This is a genomic window from Burkholderia sp. 9777_1386, assembly GCF_015712265.1.
GTDB lineage: Bacteria > Pseudomonadota > Gammaproteobacteria > Burkholderiales > Burkholderiaceae > Burkholderia > Burkholderia cenocepacia.
Window position 1 is genome coordinate 78,317 of the sequence record NZ_JACCQB010000010.1, and the last position, 15,077, is coordinate 93,393.

The 15,077-nt window shown below is 66.2% G+C and carries 16 protein-coding genes; 5 read left to right on the top strand and 11 right to left on the bottom strand.

Annotated elements, in window-relative coordinates; genetic code table 11:
• Positions 1–2: 2 nt before the first annotated feature.
• Genes trmD through rpsP form a run of 3 tightly spaced genes read right to left on the bottom strand, consistent with a single transcriptional unit; the run spans position 3 to position 1,773 of the window.
• Entirely contained in the window at positions 3–797 is a 795-nt protein-coding gene (gene trmD, locus H0X91_RS10830; RefSeq protein WP_006486979.1) for a tRNA (guanosine(37)-N1)-methyltransferase TrmD, read from the bottom strand.
• 1 nt (position 798) lies between these two features.
• Positions 799–1,476, bottom strand: a complete 678-nt coding sequence (gene rimM, locus H0X91_RS10835) for a ribosome maturation factor RimM (protein ID WP_196433028.1) — start codon at positions 1,474–1,476, stop codon at positions 799–801.
• 42 nt (positions 1,477–1,518) lie between these two features.
• A complete protein-coding gene (gene rpsP / locus H0X91_RS10840; RefSeq protein ID WP_006476550.1) occupies positions 1,519–1,773 on the bottom strand; it encodes a 30S ribosomal protein S16 in 255 nt (84 codons plus the stop codon).
• Between the two features lie 152 nt (positions 1,774–1,925).
• Here rpsP and H0X91_RS10845 point away from each other — a divergent pair, with 152 nt between their 5' ends.
• Positions 1,926–3,065, top strand: coding sequence for a PQQ-dependent sugar dehydrogenase (locus tag H0X91_RS10845; RefSeq protein WP_196433029.1), 1,140 nt, complete (start codon positions 1,926–1,928; stop codon positions 3,063–3,065).
• Positions 3,066–3,176: 111 nt separating this feature from the next.
• Entirely contained in the window at positions 3,177–3,644 is a 468-nt protein-coding gene (locus H0X91_RS10850; RefSeq protein WP_006486876.1) for an NINE protein, read from the top strand.
• A 51-nt stretch (positions 3,645–3,695) separates the two neighbouring features.
• Here H0X91_RS10850 and H0X91_RS10855 read toward each other — a convergent pair whose 3' ends face one another.
• Both H0X91_RS10855 and H0X91_RS10860 read right to left on the bottom strand, forming a co-directional pair.
• The gene (locus H0X91_RS10855; protein ID WP_112751099.1) at positions 3,696–4,874 is read right to left on the bottom strand and encodes a PA0069 family radical SAM protein; all 1,179 of its coding nucleotides are present in this window, start codon (positions 4,872–4,874) and stop codon (positions 3,696–3,698) included.
• Positions 4,875–4,964: 90 nt separating this feature from the next.
• A complete protein-coding gene (locus tag H0X91_RS10860; protein ID WP_012492860.1) occupies positions 4,965–5,453 on the bottom strand; it encodes an Lrp/AsnC ligand binding domain-containing protein in 489 nt (162 codons plus the stop codon).
• Positions 5,454–5,599: 146 nt separating this feature from the next.
• Between H0X91_RS10860 and H0X91_RS10865 the strand changes: the two genes are divergently transcribed.
• On the top strand, positions 5,600–6,886 hold the full coding sequence (locus H0X91_RS10865; RefSeq protein ID WP_034200850.1) for a D-amino acid dehydrogenase: 1,287 nt from the start codon (positions 5,600–5,602) through the stop codon (positions 6,884–6,886).
• Positions 6,887–7,112: 226 nt separating this feature from the next.
• Here the strand turns inward: H0X91_RS10865 and H0X91_RS10870 are convergent, their stop codons facing one another.
• The 5 genes from H0X91_RS10870 to H0X91_RS10890 form a co-directional block, all read right to left on the bottom strand.
• The gene (locus H0X91_RS10870) at positions 7,113–8,048 is read right to left on the bottom strand and encodes an electron transfer flavoprotein subunit alpha/FixB family protein (protein WP_006486854.1); all 936 of its coding nucleotides are present in this window, start codon (positions 8,046–8,048) and stop codon (positions 7,113–7,115) included.
• A gap of 16 nt (positions 8,049–8,064) precedes the next feature.
• Positions 8,065–8,814, bottom strand: a complete 750-nt coding sequence (locus H0X91_RS10875) for an electron transfer flavoprotein subunit beta/FixA family protein (protein WP_006496532.1) — start codon at positions 8,812–8,814, stop codon at positions 8,065–8,067.
• A 228-nt stretch (positions 8,815–9,042) separates the two neighbouring features.
• Positions 9,043–9,837 (bottom strand): MetQ/NlpA family ABC transporter substrate-binding protein, encoded by a 795-nt coding sequence (locus tag H0X91_RS10880; RefSeq protein ID WP_059721535.1) that lies wholly within the window; start codon positions 9,835–9,837, stop codon positions 9,043–9,045.
• Between the two features lie 28 nt (positions 9,838–9,865).
• Positions 9,866–10,519, bottom strand: coding sequence for a methionine ABC transporter permease (locus H0X91_RS10885; protein WP_006486982.1), 654 nt, complete (start codon positions 10,517–10,519; stop codon positions 9,866–9,868).
• Positions 10,509–11,543 carry a methionine ABC transporter ATP-binding protein gene (locus tag H0X91_RS10890; protein WP_012492862.1) on the bottom strand — a complete coding sequence of 345 codons (1,035 nt, stop codon included), beginning with the start codon at positions 11,541–11,543 and terminating at the stop codon, positions 10,509–10,511. Before H0X91_RS10890 ends, H0X91_RS10885 begins: the two co-directional genes overlap by 11 nt.
• A gap of 216 nt (positions 11,544–11,759) precedes the next feature.
• On the opposite strand from H0X91_RS10890, the gene H0X91_RS10895 reads away from it, so the two are divergent.
• Positions 11,760–12,668 carry an alpha/beta hydrolase gene (locus H0X91_RS10895; RefSeq protein ID WP_006486872.1) on the top strand — a complete coding sequence of 303 codons (909 nt, stop codon included), beginning with the start codon at positions 11,760–11,762 and terminating at the stop codon, positions 12,666–12,668.
• A gap of 28 nt (positions 12,669–12,696) precedes the next feature.
• On the opposite strand, the gene H0X91_RS10900 is transcribed toward H0X91_RS10895, so the two are convergent.
• Entirely contained in the window at positions 12,697–13,620 is a 924-nt protein-coding gene (locus H0X91_RS10900; RefSeq protein WP_006486840.1) for a histone deacetylase family protein, read from the bottom strand.
• Positions 13,621–13,663: 43 nt separating this feature from the next.
• Between H0X91_RS10900 and mltB the strand changes: the two genes are divergently transcribed.
• Positions 13,664–15,007, top strand: a complete 1,344-nt coding sequence (gene mltB / locus H0X91_RS10905; protein ID WP_077056128.1) for a lytic murein transglycosylase B — start codon at positions 13,664–13,666, stop codon at positions 15,005–15,007.
• Positions 15,008–15,077 lie beyond the last annotated feature (70 nt).

A 15,077-nucleotide genomic window follows, 5' to 3' on the forward strand; every position in this document is an offset into this window, starting at 1 on the left:
CCTCAGGAGGCGTCCTTCGCTTCGCGTGCGAGGTTCGCAAGCCACGCCTCGTCGGCCCGGCTCAACAACTTTTCGCGGCGCGCCCGGACGATCAGGTCCGGCCGCTTCCGCAACGTATTCCTCAATGCTTCCTGACGCCGCCACTTCTCGATCTCGGCATGATGCCCGCCGAGCAACACGTCCGGCACGCGCACGCCGTCGTATTCCTCGGGACGCGTGTAGTGCGGACAATCGAGCAGACCATCGGCGAAGCTGTCCTGCACGGCCGACAGCGAATCGTTCAGCACACCGGGCAGCAACCGCACGACTGCATCCATCATCGCCATCGCCGGCAGCTCGCCGCCCGACAGCACGAAATCGCCGAGGCTGATTTCCTCGTCGACGCAACGGTCGAGCAGGCGCTGATCGATCGCTTCGTAACGACCGCACAGCACGACGACGCCGGGTTCCTGCGCCATCCGCACCGCGCGATCATGCGTGAGCGGCGCGCCTTGCGGCGACATCATCACGACGCGCGTGCTCGCGATGCCCTGCTCCGCCTGTGCCGCTTTCGCGGCATCGATCGCGGCTTCGAGCGGCCTCGCCAGCATCACCATGCCCGGACCGCCGCCGTACGGACGATCGTCGACCGTGCGGTAGTTGTCCGTCGTGAAATCACGCGGGTTCCAGGTGCGCAGCCCGAAGCGCCCCTGCTTGACGGCCCGGCTGGTGATTCCCCAGTCGGTCAGTGCGCGGAACATCTCGGGAAAGAGCGTGATGACGTCGAACTGCACCGCGCTCTCGGTAACCTGGTTCATTTCAGTAATCGGCTTCCCAGTCGACGACGATGCGACGCGCCGCCTGATCCACCGTTTTGACGTAGACGCCGACGAACGGAATCAACCGCTCGTCGGTGGTCGGCCGACCGTCTTTGCCGGTCGCCGGATACTCGACACGCATGATCGAATGCACGCCGTTGTCGATCATCCCGCCCACCTTCCCGAGCGCCACCGATTGCTCGTTGACGACCTCGAGACCGATCAGGTCGACCCAATAGAATTCGTCCGCGGCCAGTGCCGGGAAATCTTCCCGGCGCACGAACACGCGAAAGCCGCGCATGGACAGCGCAGCATCGCGGTCGCTGACGCCCGCGGGTTGCGCAACGACAGTATCGCTGTGCGTCTTCGACTGCATGATGCGGACGGAAAGCCGCTCCGCACCGCGTTCCAGCCACCAGCGACGCGCATTGAGCAGCGCGTCGCCACCGCGACCGGCATCGGCATGCGCCGCCACCTTGACCCAGCCTTTCAGGCCGTAGGCGTCGACCACCGCCCCGACCTCGACGGCATCGTCGGGCCAGGTTTGCGTCGCGTCGAGGCCGCCTGGTTCGGCAGCCTGACCGGCGTTCGCGACCATGTCGCGCTCGACCGGTTTGCGGACGAATGCGCCGAATGACGCCCGCCCGCGCCTTGCATTACCGGAATCGTGACCCGCCATCAATGCACCTCATAGCCGGCACGACCGGCACACCGTGCCATGTTAGGCAGCCGGTTGCGCCTTTTGCGCTTCCTTCACGAGACGCTGGACGGTCGGCGACAGTTGCGCGCCAACGCCTTGCCAGTACGTCAGGCGATCCTGAGCGATACGCAGCGATTCGCCCTTCGTGGCGACCGGGTTGTAGAAGCCGACGCGCTCGATGAAGCGGCCGTCACGACGGTTGCGCGAATCGGTAGCAACGATGTTGTAGAACGGGCGCTTCTTCGAGCCGCCACGAGCCAGACGGATGATAACCATATGATGTCCTTCGGGAAAACCGGGTTCGAAACTACTGAAACACACGATTATAGCCGGAAACCAGAGGTACAACAAACACTTACGCGTAAAAATCCGCGGACGGCCCGTCCGCCGGGCCTACAATCGTCGTGTCCAGGACGCTCCCGACCGTCATGTTGCTCCTTCGCGCCGCCCTCGTGCGCCGCGCACGGCGCCCATTCGCGGCGCTGCTTGCCGGCCTTGCCTGCTCCATGTCCGCGCCGGCGTTTACCGCGCCGCTGCCGGTGAACGAACTCGTCGTGCCGCCCGGCTTCCACGTGGACGTGCTGACCGACGCCGTACCGGCCGCGCGCGAAATGGCGTGGTCGCCGCGCGGCATCCTGTATGTCGGCACACGAGACGGCCGCGTCCACGCGTTCGTCATGCACGAGGGCCGGATCAGCGCGCGCTACGTCGTCGCGTCCGGGCTCGACATGCCCGTCGGCGTCGCCTACCGCGACGGCGCTCTCTATATATCCGCCGTGTCGCGCATCGTGCGCATCGACCATATCGACGACCGGCTCGCCAGACCGCCCGCCCCTGTCGTGGTGACCGACGCGCTGCCGACCGACCACCATCACGGCTGGAAATTCATCGCGTTCGGCCCCGACGGCAAGCTGTACGTGCCGACCGGCGCACCGTGCAACGCCTGCCTCGCCGATCGCAACCGCTACGCGATCATCGCGCGAATGAACGCCGACGGCAGCGGACGCGAAGTGGTCGCCCGCGGCATACGCAATACGGTCGGCTTTGCATGGCACCCCGATTCGGGCGAGCTGTGGTTCACCGACAACGGGCGCGACATGATGGGCGACGACGTACCCGACGACAAGCTGAACCGCGCGCCCCGCGCCGGCCTCGACTTCGGCTTTCCCTACTGCCACGGCGGCGATACGCCCGACCCCGAATTCGGCAGCGCCGAGGTTTGCCGCCGTTACGTGCCGCCCGTCCTGAAACTCGGCGCGCACGTCGCGGCGCTCGGGATGCGCTTCTATACCGGGCCGATGTTTCCGGCGTCGTATCGCAATAATGTCTTCATTGCCGAACACGGCTCGTGGAACCGCAGCACGAAGGTCGGCTACCGCGTGATGCGCGTGGTCGTCTCGGCGGACGGCAGCCATGCACGCCAGACGCCGTTCGTTACCGGCTGGCTGCGACCCGACGGCACGGTATGGGGACGCCCGGCCGATGTACTGCCGCTGCCGGACGGCTCGCTGCTCGTCAGCGACGATTACGCAGGCGCGATCTATCGCGTGACCTATGCGGCACCTTGACGCGGGCGAGGGGTGACCGGGCCCGACCGGGCATCGTAGAATGCGTGCCGGGCCGCGCGCCCGCGCCGGCCTGCCGGCCCCGCCCATGCCAACGACAAGACGCCGCCATCCATGTCCAGCAGCACCGCATCGCCCCGCCGCTTCCGCTCCAAGACGCTCACCGCCGCCCTCGCGTTCCTGCTCGGATCGCTCGGCGCGCACCGCTTCTATCTGTACGGCTTTCGCGACGTGTACGGCTGGGCCCACCTGCTCGCGACGATCGTCGGCATCCCGGGCTTCCTCCTGCTCGCGGCTACCCAGCGCAGCGCCGGCCTCGGCTGGTGGCTCGCGGTCCCCGGCGCAATCTCGCTGCTGGCGGCGTTCCTCGCCGCACTCGTCTACGGGCTGCGTCCCGACGAAAAATGGGATGCGCAATTCAACGCGGACACCGGCAAGCACAGCAAGTCGGGCTGGACCGTGATCTTCGTCGTGATCTTCTCGCTGCTGATCGGCGCGTTCCTGTTGATGACCGCGCTCGCGCTGTCGTTCCAGACTTACTTCGAATCGCAGGTCGAAGCAGCCAAGCAGATTTCGCAGTAAGCACCACCGATACGGTCGATACGGCACACCGGCAACCGTATCGCTCGTCCATCAGAACAGGTTCAACTGCATGTCGTCGCGCGGCTTCGCGCCGGCTGAGCGAACCGCAACACGCGGCGCCGGCACCGCAGCGGCCGGCGCACCGCTGAACCGCGACAGATCGAGAATGCCGTTCGTGCGCTCGTTCAACCCGAGCCGCTTGACCGCCTGACGGAAGCGCTGCCGCAACAGGTCGGCCCAGATCCCCTCGCCCTTCATCCGTTTCGAGAAATCCGAGTCGTAATCCTTGCCGCCGCGCATGTCGCGCACGCGGTTCATCACGCGCTCCGCACGATCGGGAAAATGCGCGGCAAGCCAGCTCTTGAACAGCGGCGCGACCTCCCACGGCAACCTCAGGATGATGTAGCTCGCATGCGTCGCACCGGCTTCCGCGCACGCCTCCAGCACGCGCTCCATGTCCGGCTCGGTCACGAACGGAATCACCGGCGCGATGCTCACGCCGACCGGCACGCCCGCATCGCGCAGCGCGCGGATCGTGCGCAACCGCCGCGCCGGCGTGGCCGCGCGCGGCTCGAGCGTGCGCGCGAGTTCGGCATCGAGCGTCGTGATCGTGACCGCCGCCATCACCTGCCCGCGTTCGGCCATCGGCGCGAGCAGGTCGAGATCGCGCTCGATCAGCGACGATTTCGTGATCGCCGCGAACGGCAGCCCGCGATCGTGCATCACCTGGATCACGCTGCGCGTGATGCGCAGGTCGCGCTCGACCGGCTGGTATGCGTCGGTGTTGACGCCGAGCGCGATCGGCTCCGGCACGTAGCGCTTGCGGGAAATCTCGCGTTCGAGCAGCTCGGCCGCGTTCACCTTCGCGTAGATGCGGCTTTCGAAATCGAGCCCCGGCGACAGCCCGAGATAGCTGTGCGTCGGCCGCGCGAAACAGTAGATACAACCGTGCTCGCAACCGCGATACGGATTGAGCGACACGCTGAACGGAATATCGGGCGACTGGTTGTGCGTCAGGATGCTCTTCGCCCGCTCCTCGAATACCTGCGTGCGCAGCGGCGCGGGGAAATCGGCATCGTCGGACTCGTGCGTCCAGCCGTCGTCCACCGCTTCGCGCTGCGCGAGTTCATACCGCCCCTGCAGGTTGTCGACCGCACCGCGCCCCTTGCGGGGCACGGGCGGCGCTATCGGAAATTCGTTGTCGGACCGATCGTCCATGTGCCCACCCATTCGCCTGCGCCCAATACTGTACATTTATACAGTATTGGGCGCAGCATGCCAAGGGCGAGATAAAGGGCCCGACAACGGGCCGCCGGCACGTCATTCGCCGACGGCGATCGTCAGCGTTTCCTTGATTTCTTCCATCACGACGTAGCTCTTCGACTGCACGGCGCCGGGCAACTGCAGCAGGATGTCGCCGAGCAGCTTGCGGTAGTCGGCCATCTCGCCGATCCGCGCCTTGATCAGATAGTCGAAATCGCCGGAGACGAGATGGCATTCGAGCACCTCGTCGATCTTCATCACTTCCCGGCGGAATTGCTCGAACATGTTGCCGCCCTTGTGGCCGAGCGTGATCTCGACGAACACCAGCAGCGCGGCGCCCAGCTGGCCCGGGTCGACCCGCGCGTGATAACCGGTGATCACGCCGTCGCGCTCCATGCGTCGCACACGCTCGATACACGGCGTGACGGTCAGGCCGACCTGTTCCGCAAGGTCTTTCATCGCCATCCGGCCGTCGTCCTGGAGCAGTTTCAGGATGCGTCGGTCGAGCTTGTCGAGCGAGCGTACGGGCTGACGTTGCGTTCTCATTTGTTTATGCTGAAAACCGAAAAAATACGATAACAAAAACTGCACATTCGACAATACCATAGCTCAAAAAACTAGATCAGCTAGAGGTTACACGGAGCCGCAGGGTGCGCCCGGCCTCAATCTGGTCCCTTCCATCTGGAGCAGCTATGCGAGTCGTCATTCTGGGCAGCGGTGTGGTGGGCGTGGCAAGCGCGTATTACCTCGCGCGCGCCGGCCATGAAGTCACGGTGATCGACCGGGAAGCCGGCCCGGCGCTGGAGACGAGCTTCGCGAACGCAGGCCAGATCTCGCCCGGCTATGCCGCGCCGTGGGCCGCGCCCGGCGTGCCGCTGAAGGCGGTCAAGTGGATGTTTGAAAAGCACGCGCCGCTCGCGATCCGCCTCGACGGCACGCGCTTCCAGCTCCAGTGGATGTATCAGATGCTGCGCAACTGCACGGCCGAGCGCTATGCCGTCAACAAGGGCCGCATGGTCCGTCTCGCCGAATACAGCCGCGACTGCCTGCAGGCGCTGCGTGCCGATACCGGTATCCAGTACGAAGGCCGCACGGGCGGCACGCTGCAACTGTTCCGCACGCAGCAGCAGCTCGACGGCGCGGCGAAGGACATCGCCGTGCTGCAGGAAGCGAACGTGCCGTTCGAACTGCTGTCGCCGGCCGAACTGAAAAAGGCCGAACCGGCGCTCGCCGCCGTCTCGCACAAGCTGACGGGCGGCCTGCGCCTGCCGGGCGACGAAACGGGCGATTGCCAGCTGTTCACGACGCGCCTCGCCGCGCTCGCCGAATCGCTTGGCGTCAAGTTCCGCTACAACACGCCGATCGATGCGCTCGCGATCGCGGGCGGCAAGATCGCCGGCGTGCAGTGCGGCAGCGAGACGGTACGCGCGGACGCGTACGTCGTCGCGCTCGGCTCGTACTCGACGAGCTTCATCTCGAACCTGATGAAGATTCCGGTCTATCCGCTCAAGGGTTATTCGATCACCGCGCCGATCGTCAACGAAGCCGCCGCGCCCGTGTCGACCGTGCTCGACGAGACCTACAAGATCGCGATCACGCGCTTCGACCAGCGCATCCGCGTCGGCGGCATGGCGGAAATCGTCGGCTTCGACAAGAAGCTGCGCGCGGCACGCCGCGAAACGCTGGAGATGTGCGTGAACGACCTGTTCCCGGGCGGCGGCGACACGTCGAAGGCGACGTTCTGGACGGGCCTGCGCCCGATGACGCCGGACGGCACGCCGATCGTCGGCCGCACGCCGGTGTCGAACCTGTTCCTGAACACCGGCCACGGCACGCTCGGCTGGACGATGTCGTGCGGCTCGGGCCAACTGCTCGCGGACCTGATCTCGGGCAAGATGCCCGCGATCCAGGCCGACGACCTGTCGGTGCATCGTTACCTGAAGGACGTGCCCGGCCAGACGCGCCCGGCATACGCGTAAGTCGGAACGGCCCGCGGCGATGCGGGCCCGTTGCATCAGCGAGAAAGGCGCCCGAGGGCGCCTTTCTCTTTTGGGCGACTGCGAGCGTGCGAGCGCCGCTCGGCACGAGACGATCGCGGATCGTCCAGGCGCACGCCGCTCGCGCCTCTTCCGCGATGACACAACAAAAAGGGGCGCTCGTCGCGCCCCTCTTCTCGTGTGCTTACCGCTGAAGCATCACACCGCGTCAGCCGAGCTCGGTCACGAGTTCCGGCACGAGCGCGAACAGATCGCCGACGAGGCCGTAATCGGCCACGCTGAAGATCGGTGCTTCGGGATCCTTGTTGATCGCGACGATCACCTTCGAATCCTTCATGCCGGCCAGGTGCTGGATCGCACCCGAAATGCCGACCGCGATGTACAGCTGCGGCGCGACGATCTTGCCGGTCTGGCCGACCTGGTAGTCGTTCGGCACGTAGCCGGCGTCGACTGCCGCGCGCGATGCGCCGAGCGCTGCCGACAGCTTGTCGGCCAGCGGCTCCAGCACCTTCGTGTAGTTCTCGCCGCTGCCCAGACCGCGGCCGCCCGACACGATGATGCTCGCCGACGTCAGTTCCGGACGGTCCAGCTTCGTCACTTCGCGGCTCACGAACTGCGACTTGCCGGCGTCGGCCGCCGCTTCGATCTTGTCGACCGCCGCGCTGCCGCCTTCCGCCGCCACCGGATCGAAGCCCGTTGCACGCACCGTGATGACCTTGATCGGGTCGCTCGACTGCACCGTCGCGATCGCGTTACCCGCGTAGATCGGGCGCTCGAACGTGTCGGCCGAATCGACTGCCGTGATGTCCGAGATCTGCGCGACGTCCAGCTTCGCCGCGATACGCGGCGCGATGTTCTTGCCGTAGGCCGTCGCCGGCGCGAGGATGTGCGAGTAGTCCTTCGCGATGTTCAGCGCGGTCGCCTCGACGTTTTCCGCCAGGCCTTCGGCCAGTTGCGGCGCGTCGGCCAGCAGCACCTTCGACACGCCTGCGATCTTCGCTGCAGCGTCTGCCGCCGCTTGCGCGTTGTGGCCCGCGACCAGCACGTGGATGTCACCACCGATCTTCGCTGCCGCCGCCACCGTGTTCAGCGTCGCGGCCTTGATCGACGCGTTGTCGTGTTCTGCAATCACCAGAATCGTCATTTCTTTCCGCTCCCTCTTACAGCACCTTGGCTTCGGTCTTCAGCTTCTCGACCAGCGTCTTCACGTCCGGCACCTTCACGCCGGCTGCGCGCTTCGGCGGCTCGACCACCTTCAGCGTCTTCAGACGCGGCGCGACGTCCACACCGAGGTCTTCCGGCTTCACGGTTTCCAGCGGCTTCTTCTTCGCCTTCATGATGTTCGGCAGCGTCACGTAGCGCGGCTCGTTCAGGCGCAGGTCGGTCGTGACGACCGCCGGCAGCGTCAGCGACAGCGTTTCCGCGCCGCCGTCGACTTCGCGCGCCACCGTCGCCTTGCCGTCGGCCACCGTCACCTTCGACGCGAACGTCGCTTGCGGCAGGCCTGCCAGCGCGGCGAGCATCTGGCCCGTCTGGTTCGAATCGTCGTCGATCGCCTGCTTGCCGAGGATCACGAGCTGCGGCTGTTCCTTGTCGACCAGCGCCTTCAGGATCTTCGCGACGGCCAGCGGCTCGACGCTGTCGTTCGACTCGACGAGGATCGCGCGATCCGCGCCGATCGCCAGCGCCGTGCGCAGCGTTTCCTGCGCTTGCGTGACGCCCACCGACACCGCGATCACTTCGGTCGCGACACCCGCTTCCTTCAGGCGCACGGCTTCTTCAACGGCGATTTCGTCGAACGGGTTCATCGACATCTTCACGTTCGCGATGTCGACGCCCGTGTTGTCCGACTTCACGCGGACCTTCACGTTGTAATCGACCACTCTTTTCACTGGCACCAGGATTTTCATGCACACGCTCCAAAGTTACGAATACGACCAGAGGCCATTTTATAGCGAGGCCTCATGACTGCGCGGCCAGGCGGACCCAACCATGATGGTTGTCGAGGATACCGCTTCTTGGCGACGCGCCAATGATAGCGAACGGTCGTTCTATTTTAAAAGAGAAAAAACCCGGACGCAAAGCCCGGGTTTTCGATCATCGACTCTAATCCCGCCGGGCATCCCGTGCTTCGCCCGTTACCAGGCGGCGATGACCGCGCCGCCGAACTTGCCTTCGATGAACTGCTTCACGTCGGCCGAGTGATACGCCGCAATCAGCTTCGCGACCCACGGCTTGTTCCGGTCCGTCTCGCGAATCGCGAGGATGTTCGCGTACGGACCGTTCGGGCCCTCGATCGCGATCGCGTCCTGTTTCGGCTTCAACCCCGCTTCCATCGCGTAGTTGGTGTTGATCGCGGCCGCGTCGACGTCGCCGAGCGAGCGCGGGATCTGCGCCGCGTCGAGCTCGACGATCTTCAGCTTGCGCGGATTGTCGACGATATCGAGCGGCGTCGCTTTCAGCCCCGCATCCGCGCGCAGCTTCAGCAGCCCCTGCTTCTGCAGCAACAGCAGCGCGCGACCGCCGTTGGTCGGATCGTTCGGAACGGCGACGCGCGCGCCCGGCTTCAGCTCGGCCAGCGACTTCACGCGCTTCGAATAGATGCCCATCGGGAACGTGACGGTATCCGCGACCTTGATCAGCTTGTAGCCGCGATCCTTCACCTGCGCCTGCAGATACGGATCGTGCTGGTAGCTGTTCGCGTCGAGGTCGCCCGACGCGAGCGCGGCGTTCGGCTGCACGTAGTCGGAGAATTCGACGATGCGGATCTCCAGGCCGCCCTTCGCCGCGACCTGCTTCACCACTTCCATGATCTGCGCGTGCGGGCCGCCCGTCACGCCCACCTTGATGGTTTCGGCCCGGGCGTGCGCGCCCGCGAACAGTGCGGCCGCGCCCAGCGCCGCGGCAAATTTCAGCATGAAGCGTCGTTGCATCGTGTCTCCCCTATCGGATCGGTCTGTCTTATTTGTGGCTCAGCCGGCGCACCAGCCAGTCGCCGAACGATTGCACGATCTGCACGAACACGATCAGGATCGCGACGACCGTCCACATCACTTCCGGCAAATAGCGCTGGTAACCGTAGCGGATGCCGAGATCGCCGAGGCCGCCGCCGCCGATCGCACCCGCCATCGCCGAATAGCCGACCAGCGACACGAACGTGATCGTCAGGCCCGCGACGACGCCCGGCAGCGATTCGGGCAACAGCACCTTGAATACGATCTGCGACGTGGTCGCGCCCATCGATTGCGCGGCCTCGATCAGCCCGCGGTCGACTTCGCGCAGCGCCGTTTCGACGAGACGCGCGATGAACGGCGCGGCCGCGAGCGTCAGCGGCACGACCGCCGCGGCCGTGCCGATCGACGAGCCGGTGACGAGCCGCGTGAACGGAATCACCGCGACCAGCAGGATGATGAACGGCGTCGAGCGGACGGCGTTCACGATGCCGCCAAGCACGCGATTCACCGCGAGGTTCTGCAGCACGCCCTGGCGATCGGTCAGGTAGAGCAGCACGCCGAGCGGCAGGCCGACGAGCGCGCCGACCGCTCCGGAGATGCCGACCATGATCAGCGTCTCCCAGAAGGACTGCACGAACATATCGAACATCTCACTCAACATACGAAAGCTCCTCTACCACCACGCCTTGCTCGCGCAGGAACGCGAGCGCCTGCCCGACCTTGCCCGGCTCGCCGCCCGCGAGCACCGCGAGCGAACCGAATGCCTGCCCCTGGATCTCGTCGATCTGGCCATGCAGGATGTTGAAATCGAGTTCGTACCGGCGGATCGTCTCCGACAGGATCGGCTGGTCGACCCCCGAGCCCGTGAAGGCGAGCCGCAGCAGATGGCCGCTGCCCGTCTTCAGCCGCTCGGCCACGCGCGCCTTCAGCGCGGGCGGCAGCTCCTGCGCGATCACGTCGCCGATCAGCGCGCGCGTCACTTCGTGATGCGGCTGCAGGAACACGTCGATCACGCGACCTTCCTCGACCACGCGTCCCGCATCGAGCACCGCGACGCGATCGCAGACCTGCTTGATCACTTCCATCTGGTGCGTGATCAGCACGATCGTCAGGCCGAGCTCGCGGTTGATGCGCTTCAGCAGGTCGAGGATCGAACGCGTGGTTTCGGGATCGAGCGCGGACGTCGCTTCATCCGACAGCAGTACCTTCGGCTGGCTCGCCAGCGCGCGAGCGATGCCGACGCGCTGCTTCTGGCCGCCGCTGATCTGCGATGGATAGCGATCCTTCTGCGCGGACAGCCCGACCAGATCGAGCAGCGGCAGCACGGCGGCTTCGATGTCGGCACGGCTCGCACCGGCCAGTTCGAGCGGCAGCGCGACGTTGTCGAACACCGTGCGCGACGACAGCAGGTTGAAGTGCTGGAAGATCATGCCGATCTCGCGGCGTGCCTCGCGCAGCGCACCGGCCGACAGCAGCATCAGGTCGCGCCCGCCGACGACGACATTGCCTTCGTTCGGCCGCGTGAGCAGGTTGATGGTGCGCACGAGCGTGCTCTTGCCGGCGCCGCTTCGGCCGATGATGCCGAACACCTCGCCTTGCGGGATCGTCAGGTTGACGTTGCGCAGCGCATCGACCCAGCCGCCCGGGCCGGGGAAACGCTGCGAGAGATTGCGTAATTCGATCATGTAAACAAAACGGCGGCCGGCCGGCGAGTTGGCCCGCCAGTCGGCCGCCGATGCATCTGGAATAACCGGCGATTTTACCGCAAACCCCTCATTCCCCTTAATAATCGATTTCGATCTTTTCATAACCGGACGAAATTAGAGGGGCGCCGCTGGGCTCGCGCGGGAAGGCCGCGTCTATGATCCGGAACACCGACCAACGAACAGGGGACACGCCAGATGAGTATCACCACCACGCCGGCCGCCGCACCCGCCGCCACCGGATCGGCACCCGCGCCGCGCATGGGCCGGCTGCGTACCGCGGACGGGCTCGAATTGGCGTCGTACCGCTGGCCGGCCGGCGACGGCACCGCGCCGCCGCGCGCGACGATCGCGCTGGTGCATGGCCTCGCCGAACACGCGGGCCGCTATGCCGCGCTCGCCGGCCGGCTGAATGCAGCCGGCATCGACGTGCTGGCGATCGATCTGCGCGGGCATGGCCAATCGCCCGGCAAACGCGTGTGGGTCGAGCGCTTCGACGGCTACCTGAACGATGCGGATGCGCTGGTCGCCGAAGCCGCGCGTGGCGATGCGCCGCTGTTCCTGATGGGACACAGCATGGGTGGCGCGGTCGCGGCGCTCTATGCGATCGAACGCGCACCGGCCCGTGGCCATGGGCTGACAGGCCTCGTGCTGTCGAGTCCGGCGCTCGCGCCGGGGCGCGACGTGCCGCGCTGGATGCTTGCGGTCAGCCGCGTCATCAGCCGGGTGTGGCCCACGTTCCCCGCGATCAGGATCGATGCGGCGCTGCTGTCGCGCGATCCGGCCGTCGTCGCCGCCAATCGCGCCGATCCGCTCGTGCATCACGGCGCGGTGCCCGCCCGCACCGGCGCGGAGATTCTCGACGCGATGGCGCGCATCGAGAATGGCCGCGGCGCGCTGCGGGTACCGGTGCTCGTCTATCACGGCACCGAGGACAAGCTGACCGAACCCGACGGCAGTCGCGCGTTCGGCGCGCGCGTCGGCTCGCCCGACCGTACGCTGACGCTGTACGAAGGCGGTTTCCACGAAACGATGAACGATCTCGAACGCGATCGCGTGATCGACGCGCTGATCGCGTGGATTCATGCGCGCGTGCCGGCGCACTGAACACGCCGGCCCGCCGGTCAAGCGGAAATCAGATCCCGGCCAGCACGCGCAGGTGCGCGACTACGCTGCGCCCGAGCGCGGACAGGTTGTAGCCGCCTTCGAGGCAACTGACGATGCGGCCCTGCGCATGCCGGCGCGCCACGTCGACGATCTGCGCGGTCAGCCATTCGAAGTCGGCTTCGACGAGGCCGAGATTGCCGATGTCGTCCTCGCGATGCGCATCGAAGCCGGCCGACACGAACAGCATCTGCGGCTTGAACGCGTCGAGACGCGGCAGCCAGAACATGTCGACCGCTTCGCGGATCGCCATCCCGTTGCTGCGTGCGGGCATCGGCAGGTTGACCATGTTCGGCGCCTGATGATCGACGCCCGAGAACGGATACAGCGGATGCTGGAAGAAGCTGCACATCAGCACGCGCTCGTCGTTCGCGAACGCCGCCTCGGTACCGTTGCCGTGATGCACGTCGAAATCGATGATCGCGACACGCTCGATGCCGTGTACGTCGAGCGCATGCCGCGCGGCGATCGCGACGTTGTTGAAGAAGCAGAAGCCCATCGCGCGCGCCGGCTCCGCATGGTGACCGGGCGGACGGACGCCGCAGAACGCATTCGCATAGCGGCCTTCGATCACCGCGTCGGTCGCCGCGATCGCCGCGCCGGCCGCGCGCAGTGCCGCGCGCCACGTGTCGCGATTCATCAGCGTATCGGGATCGATCTCGACGTAACCGTCGACCGGCGTCATGCTGCGGATGTAGTCGATGTGCGCCTGCGTATGCACGCGGCCCAGCGCGACCTCGCTCGCGAATGGCGCGGTTTCGTGCACGATCAGGTCGTCGATGCGGCTCGCAATCAGTTGATCCTGGATCGCCGACAGGCGGGCCGGACATTCCGGATGCCATTCCCCCATCTCGTGCAGCATGCAGTCGGGGTGCGTGTAGAAAGCGGTTGCCATAAGCTGTCATCCGCGGCGCACGATGCGCCGCAGGTCTCCCTCAATGATGTCCATCGTCTGCCGCGAATTCGCCGCTAACTTACCACAACGGGGGCCAGCTTCGTCCCGGCGCGCCGGATGCGTCGGGTATACTGCGCCGAACACCATCGCCCTGTCCGCCCGCTTCGACATGAATTCCAGCAAGCCTGCCGCCCTTCTCTCCGCGCTGTTCCGTGTTCGCGCTCCGCTCGTCGTCGCTGCCATCGCCGCGGCCCTCGGCACCGCGCCTGCCATGGCGCAGACGCAGCCTGCGAAGTCCGCCGGCACGCTCGTCGCCCAGGCCCAGCCGCAGCAGGCGACACCGCAAGGTCAGACCTTCGAAGAGGAAATCGTTCCACAGCGTTACGCGAGCAACGCGAAGGTCGACGCGTTCATCGACGAGATGGTGAGTCGCAACGGCTTCGATTCGGCGAGCCTGCATGCGCTGTTCTCGCGCGTCAGCTACTCGGCGACGGCCGTCAAGCTCGTGAGGCCGGCCCCGTCGCCGACGGTCAAGAACTGGCGCGTGTATCGCTCGCGCTTCATCGAGCCGATCCGCATCAACGCGGGCGTGAAGTTCTGGAAGGCGAACCAGGCGACGCTGCAGCGCGCATCCGAGCAGTTCGGCGTGCCGCCCGAGGTGATCGTCGGCATCATCGGCGTCGAGACCATCTACGGCCGCTACATGGGCAATTTCCGCGTGCTCGACGCGCTGACGACGCTCACGTTCGACTACCCGGACACGCCGAATCGCGACAGCCGCCAGGCAACCTTCCGCAAGAACCTCGAAGACTTCCTGGTCTGGACCCGCGACAACCAGCTCGACCCGACCACCGTGCTCGGCTCGTACACCGGCGCGATCGGGATTCCGCAGTTCCTGCCGAGCAGCATCCGCGAATATGCGGTCGACTTCGACGGCACGGGCCATGTCGATCTGCGCAGCAGTCCTGTCGATGCGATCGGCAGTGTCGCGAACTACCTGAAGCAGCACGGCTGGGAAACCGACCGCCCGGTGGTCTGGCAGATCACGCCCGACACGGGCAGCCTGGGCATCGCACAGGCCGCCGCCGACGGCCAGCCCGAACCGCACTGGGCGCTGTCGCAACTGCTGCGCGCGGGCATGACGCTGAACGAGCCGACGGTCAACATCACGACCGAAGCCGGCACGCCGGTGACCGTGGTCGACCTGCCGACGCCGGGGCGCGCGACCGAATACATGCTCGGCCTGAAGAACTTCTATGTGCTGACGCGCTACAACCGCAGCTTCTTCTACGCGCTCACCGTGTACCAGCTCGGCGAGGCCGTGAAAGCGCAGATGGAAGCGACCGGCGCGCTGCAGCCCGCCGCTGGCGAGGCTCAGTCGCAATAAGCGCCGGCCAGCCAAAGAAAAAGCGCCGCACGAGCGGCGCTTTTTTTATCGCGGCGCGAATCGCGCCTCT